Origin of the sequence: Cyclobacterium sp. 1_MG-2023 (assembly GCF_030546805.1) — a bacterium.
In the GTDB taxonomy this organism is placed as follows: domain Bacteria; phylum Bacteroidota; class Bacteroidia; order Cytophagales; family Cyclobacteriaceae; genus Cyclobacterium.
The window spans coordinates 225601-242273 of sequence record NZ_JAUOPC010000008.1; the positions used below are offsets into that span (position 1 = coordinate 225601).

The 16673-nt window shown below is 40.9% G+C and carries 9 protein-coding genes; 8 read left to right on the plus strand and 1 reads right to left on the minus strand.

Annotated elements, in window-relative coordinates; all coding sequences use genetic code 11:
- The first annotated feature begins 84 nt into the window (after positions 1 to 84).
- The 4 genes from Q4534_RS14520 (at position 85) to Q4534_RS14535 (ending at position 8449) form a co-directional block, all read left to right on the plus strand.
- Positions 85 to 3249 (plus strand): TonB-dependent receptor, encoded by a 3165-nt coding sequence (locus tag Q4534_RS14520; protein ID WP_303613871.1) that lies wholly within the window; start codon positions 85 to 87, stop codon positions 3247 to 3249.
- Positions 3250 to 3268: 19 nt separating this feature from the next.
- Positions 3269 to 4759: a RagB/SusD family nutrient uptake outer membrane protein gene (locus Q4534_RS14525; RefSeq protein WP_303613872.1), complete on the plus strand. Its 1491-nt coding sequence runs from the start codon at positions 3269 to 3271 to the stop codon at positions 4757 to 4759.
- Positions 4756 to 6297: a sulfatase-like hydrolase/transferase gene (locus tag Q4534_RS14530; protein WP_303613873.1), complete on the plus strand. Its 1542-nt coding sequence runs from the start codon at positions 4756 to 4758 to the stop codon at positions 6295 to 6297. The genes Q4534_RS14525 and Q4534_RS14530 overlap by 4 nt, the downstream gene beginning before the upstream one ends.
- A 94-nt stretch (positions 6298 to 6391) precedes the next feature.
- Positions 6392 to 8449, plus strand: a complete 2058-nt coding sequence (locus Q4534_RS14535; RefSeq protein WP_303613874.1) for a CehA/McbA family metallohydrolase — start codon at positions 6392 to 6394, stop codon at positions 8447 to 8449.
- Positions 8450 to 8597: 148 nt separating this feature from the next.
- On the opposite strand, the gene Q4534_RS14540 is transcribed toward Q4534_RS14535, so the two are convergent.
- Positions 8598 to 10103 carry a sulfatase-like hydrolase/transferase gene (locus Q4534_RS14540; protein WP_303613875.1) on the minus strand — a complete coding sequence of 502 codons (1506 nt, stop codon included), beginning with the start codon at positions 10101 to 10103 and terminating at the stop codon, positions 8598 to 8600.
- A 242-nt stretch (positions 10104 to 10345) separates the two neighbouring features.
- On the opposite strand from Q4534_RS14540, the gene Q4534_RS14545 reads away from it, so the two are divergent.
- From Q4534_RS14545 to Q4534_RS14560, 4 genes are all read left to right on the plus strand, one after another.
- Positions 10346 to 12493 carry a carbohydrate binding family 9 domain-containing protein gene (locus tag Q4534_RS14545; protein WP_303613876.1) on the plus strand — a complete coding sequence of 716 codons (2148 nt, stop codon included), beginning with the start codon at positions 10346 to 10348 and terminating at the stop codon, positions 12491 to 12493.
- A gap of 239 nt (positions 12494 to 12732) precedes the next feature.
- On the plus strand, positions 12733 to 13995 hold the full coding sequence (locus Q4534_RS14550; protein ID WP_303613877.1) for a hypothetical protein: 1263 nt from the start codon (positions 12733 to 12735) through the stop codon (positions 13993 to 13995).
- A gap of 158 nt (positions 13996 to 14153) precedes the next feature.
- Positions 14154 to 15311, plus strand: coding sequence for a DUF4221 family protein (locus Q4534_RS14555; protein ID WP_303613878.1), 1158 nt, complete (start codon positions 14154 to 14156; stop codon positions 15309 to 15311).
- A gap of 619 nt (positions 15312 to 15930) precedes the next feature.
- Entirely contained in the window at positions 15931 to 16671 is a 741-nt protein-coding gene (locus Q4534_RS14560) for a DUF3891 family protein (RefSeq protein ID WP_303613879.1), read from the plus strand.
- Positions 16672 to 16673: the final 2 nt, after the last annotated feature.

Genomic DNA, 16673 nt, shown 5'->3' on the forward strand with positions numbered 1-16673 from the left:
TAATCATAAATTAAATTTAAAATTTTATATTATTGCTTAATCTGAAAAGATTTCAATTAATAATTAAATTATAAACCCAAAAAAATGACGCCAAACATACATTACCATCAAAGGCTTATTAGGCAGCTTTTGACTGGAATAGTGACTTTTGTATTCCTCTCATGCTATATCCCAGCTTTAGGAAACAACAAAAAAGCCCCTAATTCGAATAGGGGCAAATTTATTCAACCGCATGTTTTTCCGGAAAACGAAAATGTTAGGCCTATAGCTAAAGTGGTGGACGTTTCTGTATCCGGTACCGTCCTGGATCAGGCAGGGGAACCCATTCCCGGAGTAACGGTTTCTGTTGCTAGAGCAGGAATAGGCACGGCAACAGACCTGGAAGGAAAATACAGTCTTTCCGTTCCAGAAGGCTCAATACTGGTCTTTTCTTTTATTGGCTTTGAAACCCAAAGCATCCCGGTTGGAGATCAAAGTATCATCAATGTAACCCTGAATGAAGACATTTCTTCCCTGGATGAGGTGGTAGTCGTCGGCTACAGCGCCAAGCGCCAATCAGAGCTATCTTCATCAGTTGCCATCGTTGGTGAAGAGGATTTGAAAAATGGGGTAATCTCCAATAACTTGGGAACAATGCTTCAAGGAAAAGTTGCCGGACTGACCGTGTCAAATACTGAAGGCCGACCGGGAAGTGCCACTAATATAGTTATCAGAGGTGTTGGCTCTATAGGTGCCGGCTATGGGCCTTTATATGTGGTAGATGGTGTAATTGGCGGATCTGCTAACCCTATGGATATCGCCACAATTACAGTACTAAAGGACGCTGCCGCTACAGGACTTTATGGTTCACGTGCAGCAAATGGAGTAATCATCATTACAACCAAAAAGGGAAAAAGTGGTGAAACCAAAGTAAGCTATAGTGGGTCAGCAGGAATAAGTCAATTCAGGAATGGCAATTTAGAAATGATGAATTCCGCGGAATTGTATGACAGACAAGAGCAAGGATTTAGGAATTTTTTTAATGCTCAGGTGGCAGCAGGTGTTCCGACCTATACCAACCAAACCTTTGACCAATACCTTAACAATGTCCTACCCTCTTCCTTATTGGCTTCCGATACAGACTGGCAATCCCTACTTACCAGAACCGGACATGTTAACCAACACCAGCTTTCTGTTTCCGGTGGCTCTGATAAAACCACCTTTTACGTTAGTGGAAATTATTACAATGAACTTGGGACGGTCTTAGGAACTGAATACCAAAATTTGGATCTCCGTGCCAACCTAAAACACCAGATTTCGGACAGATTTACCCTACAAACCAGAATCAACGCCGGCGCAAACAGAGCCCCAAATGAACCTCTCAGCGGACAGGAAGGAACCATGACACAGTTGTACAATAATTTACCATGGGATCCTGCTTTTGAAACCGATGGAGTCACTCCATACAATCCATTGGAATCGGGAAATATCTGGATAGGAAATGCCAAATCCAATTATTTCTACAACAAAGGCCACCAAAGAGACATTACCAAAAACATGCGATTTGGAATCGACCTTCAACTTGACGCTCAAATCACGGATTGGATGCGATTTTCTACCACTAACAGGGTCGGATTAACCGGTACAGATTGGACCCAGTTGCTGGATAAAGACCATCAATTGGCGAGTTTTGAGAATGGAAGAATTAGCCAGACCTATTCTTATGACCAATCATTTCTTACCTCAAACCTTTTAAACTTGGAACACCGCATCGGTGACCACAGTTTGGCAGGAATTCTAGGTCAGGAATACAATTATCTCAGCTCTTCTTTTACAGGAGCTGTTGGGATGGATTTAGCCGGAGGACTAAGCGCGCTAAGTGCTGCCGGAAGTCCAAAATCTATCTCCGGAAACAATACGGAAACAGGTTTTTTATCCTATTTTGGACAGGTCGATTACAATTACCAAGGGAAATATTTTTTGGTCAGTTCTGTTAGACGGGATGCCTCCTCTAGGTTTGGTGCCAACAATAGGTGGGCTACTTTTTATTCGGTTGGTGCTTCTTGGAATGTTAACAGGGAATACTTCTTAAAAGATGCCACTTGGATAGATTTATTAAAGATCAGGACTAGCTATGGCACAACAGGAAATGCCAACATTGCCCCCTACTTATCCCTAGGCACATATAGTTTCACCACCAATAGTACTTACAATAGGTTATCAGGAGCGCGGCCTGCAAGACGAGAAAACCCGGATTTAACCTGGGAAATGGCCTACACAACCAATATTGGGGTTGAATTTTCCATATTCAATCGAATCAATATTGAAGTCGATTATTACAATAGGGTAAATAAAAATTTATTGCAAAGCGTACCCCTTTCTGCTAGTAGTGGTTTTTCAAGTCAGCAAAGGAATGTTGGATCCGTTAGAAATCGTGGGTTGGATTTTAATATCAGCACTGTAAACATGGAGGGTGCTTTCAGGTGGGAAACCAATTTCAATGTAAACATCAACAGAAACAAAGTTTTGGCCTTGAATCAAGGTGAAGACATTGCAAGTGGGCAGATGAGGATCCGAGAAGGCTTACCGATGCGGTATTTCTACATGAAAGAATGGGCTGGAGCAGACCCCCAAACAGGTGATCCTCTTTGGATCAGGTGGGAAGATGCTGAAGGCAATTTAATTCATGGGGCAGATAAAGTTGAACCGGCAAACATTAGCACTACCAATACCTATAATGCAGCAAGCAACCTTTTTGTAAGTTCAGCTTATCCGGATTTTACAGGAGGGATTAGGAACGATTTTTATTATAAGAATTTTTCTTTAAGTGTTTTGGCCAATTATGCTGTTGGACAAAGTATCTATTTCTCTCACAGAGAACGCATAGATTCGGATAACAACAGCACCAATCAAAACCAAATGAAACTTCAGAAAGACTGGGTGAGATGGGAAAACCCCGGAGATATCGCCACACACCCAAAATTATTAAGTGGTGGAAGTGCTTCCAATGGAACCTCCTCCAGGTATTTAGAAGACGGAAGTTATTTCCGGATCCAAAATGTGAGATTAGATTATGCCTTTCCACAAAAGGTTTACAAATTCACCGGTATGCGAATTTATATGAGCCTGGACAACCTGGCTGTATTCACCAAGTTTAGTGGTGGCGACCCTGATGTGAATATGGAAAATCCTGTAATCGCACAATCTGCCAATAGTGCAAGGTTTTCTCCTACCAGAAAAATACTTCTAGGTATCAGTTTTGATCTTTAAGAATTTTAATAGCCATAAAATGAAAAAGTACATAAATATCTTTTTACTCACTGTTTTCATGGGATATTTGAGTGGTTGTGACGACCTTGAATATTTCCCAATTGACCAATTGTCAGACCAACAGGTTTCAGAATCACCTGAATTACTATCCAACATCACCATAGGTACCTATAGCCGATTGAGAGAAATGCGGTATGTGAGAAACCGGCAAGCAGCCCAAGAGTTTCCGGGGGATGATGCAGTGTGGGTAAAAAACAGTGGAGACAATAGAATGTTAACCTACAGTTACCAGCACATTGTTAATTCTTCCGTTTCCACCCAGTTTTGGCAGGAAGCTTATTATGGTATCTTTTCAGCAAACAAGGTCATTGAGGCCATAGACGACAATGCAGATGAAGAAAATCTCCAATTAAAAGGAGAGAATATTTTCTTAAGGGCTTTTATGCATTTTGACCTAGTTCGAATGTTTGGCAGGCCCTATTCTCAAAACCCCGAAACCAACTTGGGTGTAATGATTAGAGACAATACAGATGTATCTGCCTTGCCTCCGAGAAGTACTGTTAAAGAAACTTATGAATTCATTGAAAGTGACTTTTTAAGGGCAGCCGACCTGATGAGCATTAGCAAACCCTCCATCTTTGCCTCCAAAGAAGTGGCTTGGGGTATGCTCGCTCGATTATACCTGTACATGGAGCAAAATGAGAAAGCCATTGAATACGCCGACAAGGTGATTAATTCAGGGAAATACAGTCTGCTTGAAACCTCTCAATTTGGAAGTTATTTTACCTTATTACCGGAAAATAATCCGGAGACTATATTTGCTATCAAACTCTTGGAAACAGAGAACATGGGCAAAGGATCCATTGGCTCTTTATACCATGGACAAGGTGGATGGGGGGAAATGTTCGCTTCAAAAACCTATAGGAATTTAATTTACCAAAACCCGAATGACGAAAGGGTCAAGTTCATTGATCCTGATTATATTTATGATGAGGAAGGAAACAAAATACCTGATCCTACGGAAGATGTTGGCTTCCTTCTGCAAAAAAGAGATGGTTTGTCTCAATACTTTATAAACAAATACACCATGGAAGGTGGAGTTCAAATGCTTTCATCCCCCATCGTCATGCGCTTGGCAGAAATGTACTTGATCAAAGCGGAGGCCTATGCAAAAACATCGGGAAAGGAAACCGAGGCCATTGAAATGGTCAATATCATTAGAGAGCGGGCCGGATTGTCGGGAGAACAATTGTTTGACACAAATGACCTCAAAGGGTACGAAACTGTACTGGATGTGGTCTTGGATGAGCGACGTCTGGAACTGGCTTGGGAAGGCCATCGTGCCATGGATGTATTTAGAAACAACAGGCCTTTGGACAGAAGTTCTGTACAACCCTTTGGTTGGTCAGGACCTTTATTGGTACAGCCCACCTCCAATAGCATTGTCCATTTAATTCCTGAAACTGAATTGGCTTTAAATCCAAATCTCATACAAAATCCTACAGAATGAACGACAAAGTTTTCAAGACACCCTCCTTAACTTATATTTTCTACGGACTGATTTTGGGAACATTTTTCCTTGGAAGTTGTAGTGAAAAGCCCGAAGACATAAGGGAAAAACCTAATATTCTTCTCCTTATGTCTGACAATCATTCCTGGAACCACTTGGGCTGTTATGGAGATCCGGTAGTAAAAACACCATACATAGACAGTTTGGCTAAACGCGGCCTTAGATTTACCAACGCTTATTGTGCCGCTCCTTCCTGCACACCTGCTCGAGCATCCATGCTTACAGGGATGGATATTTGGAAGCTGGGAGAGGGAGCGAATCTTTGGGGAACCATTTCGTCTGACTTCCAAGTATATACCGATTTGCTCGAAGAATCGGGCTATTTGGTTGGTCACCAAGGCAAAGGTTGGGGACCCGGGAATTATGAAGCAGGGGGATGGGAGCGTAATCCGGCAGGCAATAAATTTGACCGCTTTCAGGATTTTTTGGATCAAAGAGAGGAAGAGCAACCTTTCACCTATTGGTTCAGCTCCAGAAACCCCCACCGGCCCTATGCTGACAATGCAACGAAAGGTACTATTGACTTGTCAGCCATTGAAGTCCCTACCTATTTACCTGACAACGATTCCGTTAGAATGGACATGGCTGATTATTATGCTGAAATTCAAAGTTTCGACAGTGAAGTAGGAGAATTTTTGGAGACCTTAAAGGCTTCCGGCGAAATGGAGAATACCATCATCATTGTTTGTAGTGACAATGGTTGGCAAATGCCTCGGGGATTGGCCAACCTTTACACTTTTGGAACCAAAATACCTATGGTGATTTCCATGCCGGAAAGGTCATCTGGTGCGCGGGTAATCAATGATTTTATTAACCTCAGTGATTTGGCTCCTACTTTTCTTGAATTGGCAGGCCTTCAAATCCCCAAAGAAATGACAGCCAAAAGTCTGGTAAATATCTTGGAGTCAGATAAAAGTGGCACAATTGAACCTGAGAGGGACTTTATGGTAACCGGCAGAGAACGGCATGCCTTTGTCCGAAACGGTGGCGCCGGCTATGGAGGAAGATCTATTGTCACCAAAGATTTTCTATATATCCGTAATTACGAACCGGAACATTGGCCTGCCGGAGACCCTCCATTATTTGGAGATGTTGATGCACACATGCTCCACTACCCTTCCCCGACTAAAGAGTATATGCTTAGGTATCGGGAGAAAGAGGAAGTACAGGAATTGTTTAACTTGGCCTTTGAAAAAAGACCTGAAGAGGAGTTATTTGACCTTCGCCAGGATCCATATCAATTGAACAATCTGGCTTATAATGCTGACTATCAAAACACCAAGGAAATGCTTTCCGAAAGGCTGAATGCTTACCTCTCCAAAACAGGGGACCCAAGACTGGTCGGTGGCGAAATGAAATGGATAGGTGCTAAATATTTTATGGATAGAGACAAGCGGCCAAAACCGAGTGAAAACTCCCAGAAAATTTTAGGCCTTAAAGAGTCCTACAGTTATGTTGAAGACAGTGTAAAGCAATAGAAATAACCACATTAGGAATAAACCCCTAAAGCCTGAATTTAAAAAGATGACCCAAATTGTATTGAACCCTTTACCCTTCCGTTTCAAACTGACCATGCATTGTTTTTTCATGATCGTTTTTTCTCTCTTATTGGAAAATAGCTATGGGCAAGAAATCATTATAAGTTCAGGAATGCATCATTTGCGCTTTGGTGAGCAACAAGAATGGTCGGATTTCCCTAAAAAAGCAGCGGGAGACCGGCTGGAAATTCCATTTGCTTTAGAGAATACGGATGGTAATCAAACCCTACAAATTCGGCAACAGGACGTAAAACATGCTTGGCAGGTAAAAATTAACGGCCATGTTCTGGGCAAATTAGACAGGGATGAAAAAGACAAGATCATCTATTTAGCCATTCCATCAGGAATACTAACTCTCGGAAATAACAGGCTGCAAATTGATCAAATGGATACAATTCCGGATGACATTTGGATAGGTCAAATAACACTTATTAATCAGCCTATTTCTGAAGTTTTGTCTGACGTTTCCCTCAACATTGAAGTTTATGACAAATCTAGCGGGAATCTTCTCCCGGCGAGAATTACAGTTACCAATCCTGAAGGTGCCCTTCAAACGGTGGGGGCATCTTCTTCCAAAACTCTTGCGGTAAGACCGGGCATTGTCTACACCGGCAATGGAAAAGCCTCCTTTGGACTCCCATCAGGGAAGTTTACCATTTATTCCACTCGAGGAATTGAATATGGTGTAGATTCTCTCCAATTGGAAATAAAACCGGGAGATCAGATCCATAAAAAGCTTTATATCAAGCGAGAAGTACCAACTGAGGGATGGATAAGCAGTGACACCCATATCCATACCTTTACCCATTCCGGACATGGTGATGCCAGCATGCAGGAACGTGCCATCACCATTGCAGGAGAAGGAATAGAATTGCCTATCATAACTGATCACAATATAAATATTGACTTGGCACCAACTGCCAAGGAAATGCAGGTAAACCCTTACTTCACCCCAGTCATCGGCAATGAAGTGACCACCCATCTCGGTCACTTTAATATTTTCCCGGTTGCAGAAGAAGCACCTATACCGGAAATAAAAGCGGAGAACTGGGAGGCACTGCATCGAAACATGAAGAAAACTGTGGCGCAGGGTGTTATCATACTGAACCATGCTCGAGATGTGCATGGTGGGTTCAGACCTTTTGATCAGGAAAGGCATATTGGAGATGCCGGAATTAACCTTGAAGACTGGAAAGTTCCGGCCAATGCGATGGAGGTCATTAATTCAGGAGCCCATCAAACAGATCTCATGCGTTTATACAAAGATTGGTTTGGCTTGCTGAACAGGGGCTATTCCATAACCCCCATAGGATCCAGTGATTCACATGATGTCAGCAGGTACTTAGTAGGTCAAGCCAGAACCTATATCCAAAGCCAACGTGATGACCCGGGAAAAATAGACATAAATGAAGCCATTCAAAATACCCGAGAAGGGAAGGTAATGGTGAATTTTGGCCTGATGGCAGAGATGATTGTTGACAACAAATCTGGATCAGGTGATCTGGTACCAAACACCGGAGAGATTAATGTAGCGGTACGTGTTCTAGGACCAAGTTGGCTAGATGCGGACACAGTAAGGCTATATGCAAATGGTATAAAAATTCGTGAAGCAGTCATCTCTAAAGAAGATGAAAGTGAACCAGGCGTAAAATGGACCGGCACATGGACACTTCCAAAACCAGCGCATGATGTTTTTCTTGTAGCCATTGCCTCAGGCCCGGGAAAGGCTTTGCCCTTTTGGCAAATCGCCAAACCCTATCAGCCCGACAGCCCACTTTGGGAGCCAAAGGTAATGGGTTCATCAGGTGCCGTGTGGATTGATGTCGATGGGGATGGTACCCGAACAAGCGCTTACGATTATGCTGAAAAATTATGGAAAGATGCTGCAGGAAAGGTTGAACGGTTGATACAGAACCTAAAACCTTATGATGAAGCAGTAGCCATTCAAGCCGCCTCTATTTTAATGGAGGAAAGGTTACTAGGTAATCTAATGAAGAGCGACAAACCATTCCAACATGCTTCTCCAACCACAAAGGCTGGATTTCATAAATTTATAGAGGCATGGGTGCTTTCAGCAGCTGGTAAACCATAGCTTACCTGCAATGGGAATTAACTTGGTATTAATGCTTTCATTTGGCAAAAGGTTTAGGGGAGTAATTTTTCGTTTAAATCATGAAAGCCCTAGACCCTTACCTTGGATACCATTTAATTGAAAAGGTGAGGGCAACTTAAACCTAAACTCACTCATTCCCCTTCAACAAAAATCGCTTTTGATTCCTTTTAAACTCTCCGGGCTTATTGTGGTTGGCTTTTTGCTCATTGTATTTTGGCAAGCCTTCCCATTCCGGACCTTCTGTTTTAACCTCTTCCAGCAGGGCAAGCATTTCATTTTTCATTTCTTCCAGTTTTTCGGGTTCGGCAGCTGCCAAATCCATTTGTTGGCCGGCATCACTACTTACATTGTACAATTCAAAAAACTCGGGTTGAATCCTTTTTATAAAAGCCATGTCTATATCCGATACCCCATGGGTTCTTGGTACTTTATCATTGGACCTGCCTATTAACATATAATCCCCCTTCCGCATGGCAAATTCCGGTGAACTTCGGTAAAAATACCATAGCATGGGTTTTTCCCTTTGAATGGCCCCACCTTTCAACAAGGGTAGCAAATTTATCCCATCATATTTCCTGTCCTTAGGAATGGCCACTTCGCACAATTCACCTATGGTAGGCAGTAAATCCTGAAACCATATGGGCGTGTCAATTTCCCTATTCCCGGGAAAAGCACCGGGATAGGTGAAAATCCCGGGAACCTTGATACCCCCATCATATACCTCCCCTTTCAATCCGCGAAGTTCGCCTTGAGAACCTATCCGATAGGGGCCGTTATCCGAGGCAAAGAAGACCATTGTATTATTATCCAATCCTCTTGATTTTAAGGCTTGCAAAATCCTACCGGCGGCCAAATCCATGTTTTCAATATTGGCGAAATATTCAGCGGTTTTCTTGTCATAGTCTGGGTAATTGGCGATTAAATTATCAGGTGAAGCAACCTTAGCATGAGGCTCATGGAAAGCCACATAGAGGAAGAAAGGCTGTTCTTTTTGATAATTTTGCTCAAACCAAAGGTCTACTTCATCTGCTACCAATTGACAAGAATACCCCTTCTGCTCTCCTATTGGGTTTCCATTTCTAATAAAGTTGACAGGATTGAGATGAGAAGGCTGGGCATTGTTTTCCGTACCAAGTGAATAATCAAAGCCCTGCTGGTTTGGTTGTGGCTGATTGAGTTCCTTATCTTGAGGAAGAACGCTCAAATGCCATTTACCAAAATGAGCAGTCTGATATCCCGCAGGTTTGAGTAGTTCCGCAATTGTTCTTTCATTGTCCGGAAGGTGCATTACAGACCCAGGAGGCCTGTAGCTATACATGCCCGCCCGTGCCGGAATCCTGCCTGTCAAAAGTCCAACCCTTGAAGGGGAACAGTTGGGAGCGCCGGCATAGCAATTGGTGAATTTCACCCCTTTAGATGCCAAAGCATCCAAGTTTGGAGTGTTGGCTACTCCACCGTATCCCTGAAGATCCGCATAGCCCATATCATCTGCAAGGATGACCACCACATTTGGGCGTGTACCCCCATTCTCGCCCTTTGTTACCTTATAGTTTTGGGACCAATTATTTTGAGCATTCACCGCCTGGTTCAGTCCAAATAAGAGGAAAAGTAAGCAGCATAGATTTTTTGGCATTTTTATAACGATTAACATGCTATTGATAGGGTTTATATTTATCCTTTATAGGATTAGAATGTAAGAACAACTAATTATCGTTGAATATTTCCGTAAAATCAACTAGAGCTTTAACTATTAACACAATTCTCAGCCCTTCCATATAATAACTTCTGACAAGTCCTAAATATTCACGTATTTCATACATATAAATGAATATATCTGGAATAAAATATTTTTATGGGTTCTTTTTTTGTTTTTTTATGCTGTCTGGCCTTTATGCCCAACAGCCTAGAGACATTACGGCCTATCGTTTGGCGGAAAAGGAACAAATCAGCCTCGATGGAAGGTTGGATGAATCTTTTTGGTCAAAAGTCAACGCAGCAACGGCATTCCGCCAGCAGGAACCACTGGAAGGGCAACTTGCCACCGAGCAAACCTCTGTACAAATCGCATTTGACGAAAATAACCTTTACATAGGGGCAAGGTTTTATGACAGCGATCCGGATGGTATCAAAGCCTTTCAGAAAAGGCGAGATGCGGTTCTTGATACGGATGATACCTTTGCTTTTATTCTGGACACCTACAATGACCAACGTTCAGCCTTTTATTTCGAAATCAATCCCCATGGCCTTATGGGAGACGGCATTTTAAGAACAGGCCAAGGTGCTGAGGTCAATAGGGACTGGAATGGGATTTGGAGAGTATGGGTGGCCCGTGATGACAAAGGATGGTCTGCCGAAATTCGCATACCCTTTATGACCTTAAATTTTGATCCCAAAAATGATACTTGGGGTATAAATTTTCTTAGAACCATTCGCAGGAAAAATGAAATCACCCTTTGGGAAGGCTATAAAAGAAATCAAGGAATCGAAAGACCTCAGGATGCAGGAAAACTTCGGGGCCTGTCAAACATTAATCAGGGTATTGGATTAGAAGCTATACCCTATGCCATTACCTCTCAATCAAGGGTAAGAAATGATCCTGAGAAATCAATGGAAAAGCAAACCACCTTTAATGCAGGTGGTGAATTAAATTATAACATTACCCCCAATTTAAAAGCAGGAATCACAATCAACACTGATTTTGCCGAAGCAGAAGTAGATGACAGGCAGGTTAACCTTACAAGGTTTCCCATAGTATTACCGGAGAGAAGGGATTTTTTCCTTCAAGGGGCTAATGTGTTTGTATTCGCCCCCTCCAGTAACCCCAACCCCTATTTCAGTCGAAGGATAGGATTACAAGAGGGCCGGGCAATACCTATAAAACATGGCGCCAGACTTATTGGCCGCATAAAAAATACAGATATCGGTTTTATCCAGACGAGAACGGGGGAATCAGGTGAGCTCCCAGGAGAAAACTTTACAGTAGGAAGAGTCCTTCAAAACATTTCTGCTGAAAGTACCATCGGAGCCATTTATACCCGTAGAGACACAGATGGAGACAGTATTCCGGTGAGAGAAACCTTAGGCGCAGACCTTAATCTAAGTACTTCCAAATTTTTGGGCAATAAAAACTTCCAATTTCAGGCTTTCTTTGTAGGCCATAGCCCAACATCTTTTAATGACAGCAGCAGTAATATGGACCGATCTGTCAGAGGGTTCAGGTTTAATTTCCCCAACCAACCTTGGGAGGCCCATGTCTCCTATCGCGAGTTTGGCGTCAATTACAATCCAGCTGTTGGATTTGTTCCAAGAATTGGTTTCAGAAGGCTTCAACCGACAGTCACTTACAGCCCTTTAATGAAAAGGAGCTCCATTTTGAGAGAATTAAGTTGGGAATATGATTTTGAATACCTGATGCTGATGGATTGGCAACCGGCCACTGTAAACCATGCTATCAGAGCATTGGGCCTACGTTTTGAAACAGGCGATTTTATCAATTTCTCTTTCTTGCACAACTATGAATTTTTGGATTTCACTTTTGATATTTTGCGGGATGGAATATTCTTAATTCCTGAGGGTACCTACCAAAATAGGGGATATTCCATAGAAGCTTCCTCTGCTCCATTTAGAAAAATCGGCGGTACAGCCACACTTACCAATATAGGTTTTTGGACAGGAAGACAAGTACAACTGGATGCAGATGTGTTCATTAGACCTTTTACCGGACTTAACATGACTGCAACGTATAGCTATAGTAATGTCAATTTGGAACAAGGAGATTTTAAAACCCACCTTTTAAGGTTAAACAGCAGTTATGATTTTTCCCCTTGGGTTTCGGTAAATTTCAATATTCAATACGATAATCTCACTGAAAGACTGGGTACTAACAGCCGGTTTATCTGGGTGATTGATCCCGGCAACACATTTTTCATTGTCCATAACCACAACTGGCAAAGGTTTACAGACCGATTCAATGTCATGGAAACTCAATCCATTATGAAACTTGCTTATACTTTAAGGTTTTAAACTTGTGATTAGGCTTTATGTTTCGACGATAAAAGTAAGTAATTTCTTAATAAGTGGTTCTTATTTTCAATTCCTAAAGAGTATACTAAACCTACACAATAAGTCGGGACTCAAAATAAAAAGCAGGTTTTTAAATAATTTTCATTAATTTAATTGTTCTGTACCATATGGTAGCTGAATTCGATGCCATAATATTTCAAGTACAGCGCTTTTACCCAAACCCACTAAGCAATCACCTCATGAAAATTAAATCCTATCTGCTATTGCCTATAGTATTGCTTGCCTTTGCCTGCAAAAACAATACAGAGAAAAAAAACATCGCCGAAGAAATAAAAATACTGGTTCCGGAAGGGGTTACCTTCAATAAAGCAACCTTGAAAAGAATGGGGGCCAGTGGTGACAATTGGTGTATTACCTGGACCGCTGATGGTTCGCAAGTGGTTTCAATGTGTGATGGCAACTGGCTGGATCAAAAAAATTACGCATCACAAATCCACAACCACCTTTACAGAATAAAAGGAGGCCCGGAAAACTTTGAAAGGGAAGATCTTCCTAATTACCCTGAATTCAGTGGCAAGGAAGGCAGCTGGTTTGGCTATGGCATAGTGGCTGTAAATGGCACTATTTATTCAGCAGTATCTAAAACTCCGGGAGTCGCTTGGTCAGGGCCCTTTACTGGCGTAAAACTTTTGAAGTCAACTGACAATGGGGAATCCTGGTCCCGTGTAGACAGGGAAGGAAATGAACTTGCACTTACTGCAATGGACAGCATGAGAAATGTAGTCAATAAACAGGAGATGTTTTCTCTAAAGGAGCATGGACTTCCACATCAAACGCAGGAAGCCTACCCTTTTTCCTTTTTCGATTTTGTGCAAAACGGGCAAGACAACTCTGCTGCCAAGGATGAATACGTATATATTTATTCCCCGGAAGGAGCCGCTGCCCATCAACTGAACCTAGCGAGAGTTTCCCATGACAAAATTGGCATTCGAAGTGAATGGGATTATTTCACCAAATATGACGAAAACAATAATCCTCAGTGGTCAAAGAACATTGAAGATAGAGGTCAAGTACATGTTTTCCCTGAAAAAAGCAGTAAAAACCATTATTTTGGTTGGTATTCTTGGTTGCCTTCTGTTGTTTGGAATGAAGGACTCGGGCTTTACATCATGGTCAATGGCGGCACCTATGGCGGTCATGGCATGAGCAATTCGGATGAAGATTATTACCACAGTTGGATGCATACCGAAACGGGTAGTTTGGGTTTTTGGTACTCAGAAAATGCTTATGGCCCATGGACGCAGTTTTATTATACGGATTACTGGACCGTGGATGACTCCAACAACAGGACTTACCAACCAAAGCTATCCCCAAAATGGATCAGTGAAGACGGTAAAAAAATGAACCTTATTTGGTCAGATGCCATGAAAAACGAGGAAGGAAAATCTCACTCAATCAACTATATATGGAATCAAATGGAGATAGAAATTAAGGTGAAATAAAGCCTTACACGAAATAAGCATCAGCCATTCAATAACCGGGTATAAATTAATCTCAGATATTTAAATATAAATTAATTATGTTCGGGTTGGTTGGCAAACCTACTGTTTCCAAATAAATAAAACGATACTTTTAACGCCAGTCCTATAGTAATCCTAATATGAAATATATACCCAATCTCCTATTGCCTATTCTTTTGCTCGCTTTTGCTTGTAACAATGACACTGGTGAAAAATCTGATAATGATGTAACAGATGATCCTTTAGAACTAGTAGTTTCCGCGGAGAAAATATTTCACTTAAATGATTCGACAGCACCTACATCAACTTGTTTTCAATTTGTTCCTGAATTGAACAATTATTTAATGTTAAATGAATTCACAAATGAGATCATTTTTTATGATTATGATAATGGTTCTATTGTGAATAAAATTCACTTCCCAGCACAAGGTCCAAATGGGATTGGGAAAAAAGGTTTAAGTTTCTATTTCGCGAACAAAGATTCAATATTTATATCAAATTCTTGGCAGAACAAAGTATTTTTATTCGATGAAAAGGGGACTTACAAAAATTCCTATCTCCTAGAAAGAGAAGGGATAGAGGAAGGATTTATGACTGGGAAGGATAATTTAATGTTTCTCATGAATGGTACTCTTTATATCCCAGCTGGAAGAACGGGCGCACTTCTTGACGACAATACAGCGCTTAATAATTTCTATAAATTAGATTTAACCACAGGGGATTTTTCAAAAGATTACAATAGGCCTGACATCTACAACAAGGGGAACTGGGGAGCAAATTGCATGATGGAACTTAGTTATTCAACAATCAACCGTAAGGATAATTTTATTATTCGTTCAATTCCGGTCGATGCTGACATTTACGTTTATCAAAATGATCAACTTGTTGAAAAGCATCAAATAAAAAGTAAATATTTCGATGAGGTTCCGCCTATGTCCTTGAACAGAGATAAGGAAATGGACTGGAAAAAATCGGTGGTCTACGATTATTCAACCTCCCACTATTTCAATATCATTTATGATGAATACAGAGATGTCTACTATAGACTTACCCTACTTGGAAACACGATAGATGAAATAAACAATCCAGAAATCCAATACGACCAGGAATTTACCATCATGGTATTGGATAACAAGTTTAAAGTATTAGGAGAAACAAAATTTCAAAGAAACAAATACTTGGTTTATAATACTTTTGTAAACGAAAATGGGCTTCATATCCAATTGAATCCAAAAAACTATACCAATGAGAACCAAATGGAATTTGAGGTACTTTCTTTTAACCAAAATTTGTTATAAATACCATTAAATCTTTCACTTTCAGGTAGCAGGTAAATAATAAGCTTAAGAAAACCAAGGTGCTCGAGTTGGATTATGATTTATCGTTCAAAAATTTCCCCACATGATACACCCCTCTTTCCCAACCTTATTGTTATCACAGGCTTTTTGGATTTCACTTTTGATATTTTACAGGATGGAAAATCCTTAATTCGGCAATTTGGAACAAGGAGATTTAAAAACCCATTTAAGGTTAAACAGCCCGGCAACACTTTTTTATCGTCCCCAACCACAACTAACAATGGTTTACAGACCGGTTTAACGTAATGGAAATTCAAACGATTGTAAAACGGGCCTATATCTCAAGGTTTTAAGCTTACCAAACTAGAATTGATCAAACCTGAAACCTGCCCGAGCATATGAAGAAAATAGGCCTCATATGGGACAAAATGATTCTTTCTTTCAGATTTCCTATTCAAAAAGTTTCAGAATTTAGGCATCAAAATTGGTAGAAGGATGGTATTGAAAAGGCTTAGAAAATAGGTAAGCCCTTTCGAAGGTTAATCCGAAACATCATAAAAATCGCCAAAGTGTTGGCTCGCGTAATCTAGATGCCATATTTTAAATTAAACGAAACTTGATGATCGTAAATAAATCCATAGTAGGGCTTCATATAATTCTCCATGAGTCACATGGCCTGTTGGCCGGTAAAATTGCTAACGAAATTAAAGAAGTATATAGACCCATTTATTGGTTTGAAACCCTAATAGCCATTAGTGAGCATGATGACAGGCAACTTGACTTAAATGAAAAAGAGTACCTTTCTGATCTTGGCGTACCCATGGATTTTACTGAAGAAAGTTATCGAGTGGATGAAGTTATGGAAAGGATGCAGCGTATTTTGAGAACTTCGGGTAATAAATCTCAATGGATAAAGTTATTGATCTCCTACCATTTAGAATTTATTTATGGTCCGCTCAAAAATAAGAGCAAAAGAATTTTAGCATTTTTTCAACAGCAAGCGTCGGAACGGAAAACAATACTCAAGCATTTTGGCCTCACTAATGCAAAAGCGAAGGGATATTATGAATTTTTGCGCTTTTGTGACCGATTATCTCTAATCCTATGCAAGGATGAAACCCCAGCCTTGGAGCGGCAGCTGGAAATAAACACCTCAATTGACGGAAAAACATTTTTTATAAAGCAAACAGAAGATGAACGATTGATTATAAGCCCATGGATTTTTAAGAAAGAGAAGTTTGAGTTATCGGTCGAGGAAAGGCTTTTAAAGGATACACAGTTTAGCTCTTTAGAAAATTTTAAGGAATCTCTTTTGCAGACAATGCCGCAATCAAAAAAATGGATCCTTGCTAAAGAATAATC

Coding starts and splice junctions, on each gene's coding strand:
- Q4534_RS14520 (WP_303613871.1), top strand. CDS start 85: ATGACGCCAAACATACATTACCATCAAAGGCTTATTAGGCAGCTTTTG.
- Q4534_RS14525 (WP_303613872.1), top strand. CDS start 3,269: ATGAAAAAGTACATAAATATCTTTTTACTCACTGTTTTCATGGGATAT.
- Q4534_RS14530 (WP_303613873.1), top strand. CDS start 4,756: ATGAACGACAAAGTTTTCAAGACACCCTCCTTAACTTATATTTTCTAC.
- Q4534_RS14535 (WP_303613874.1), top strand. CDS start 6,392: ATGCATTGTTTTTTCATGATCGTTTTTTCTCTCTTATTGGAAAATAGC.
- Q4534_RS14540 (WP_303613875.1), bottom strand. CDS start 10,103: ATGCCAAAAAATCTATGCTGCTTACTTTTCCTCTTATTTGGACTGAAC.
- Q4534_RS14545 (WP_303613876.1), top strand. CDS start 10,346: ATGCTGTCTGGCCTTTATGCCCAACAGCCTAGAGACATTACGGCCTAT.
- Q4534_RS14550 (WP_303613877.1), top strand. CDS start 12,733: ATGAAAATTAAATCCTATCTGCTATTGCCTATAGTATTGCTTGCCTTT.
- Q4534_RS14555 (WP_303613878.1), top strand. CDS start 14,154: ATGAAATATATACCCAATCTCCTATTGCCTATTCTTTTGCTCGCTTTT.
- Q4534_RS14560 (WP_303613879.1), top strand. CDS start 15,931: ATGATCGTAAATAAATCCATAGTAGGGCTTCATATAATTCTCCATGAG.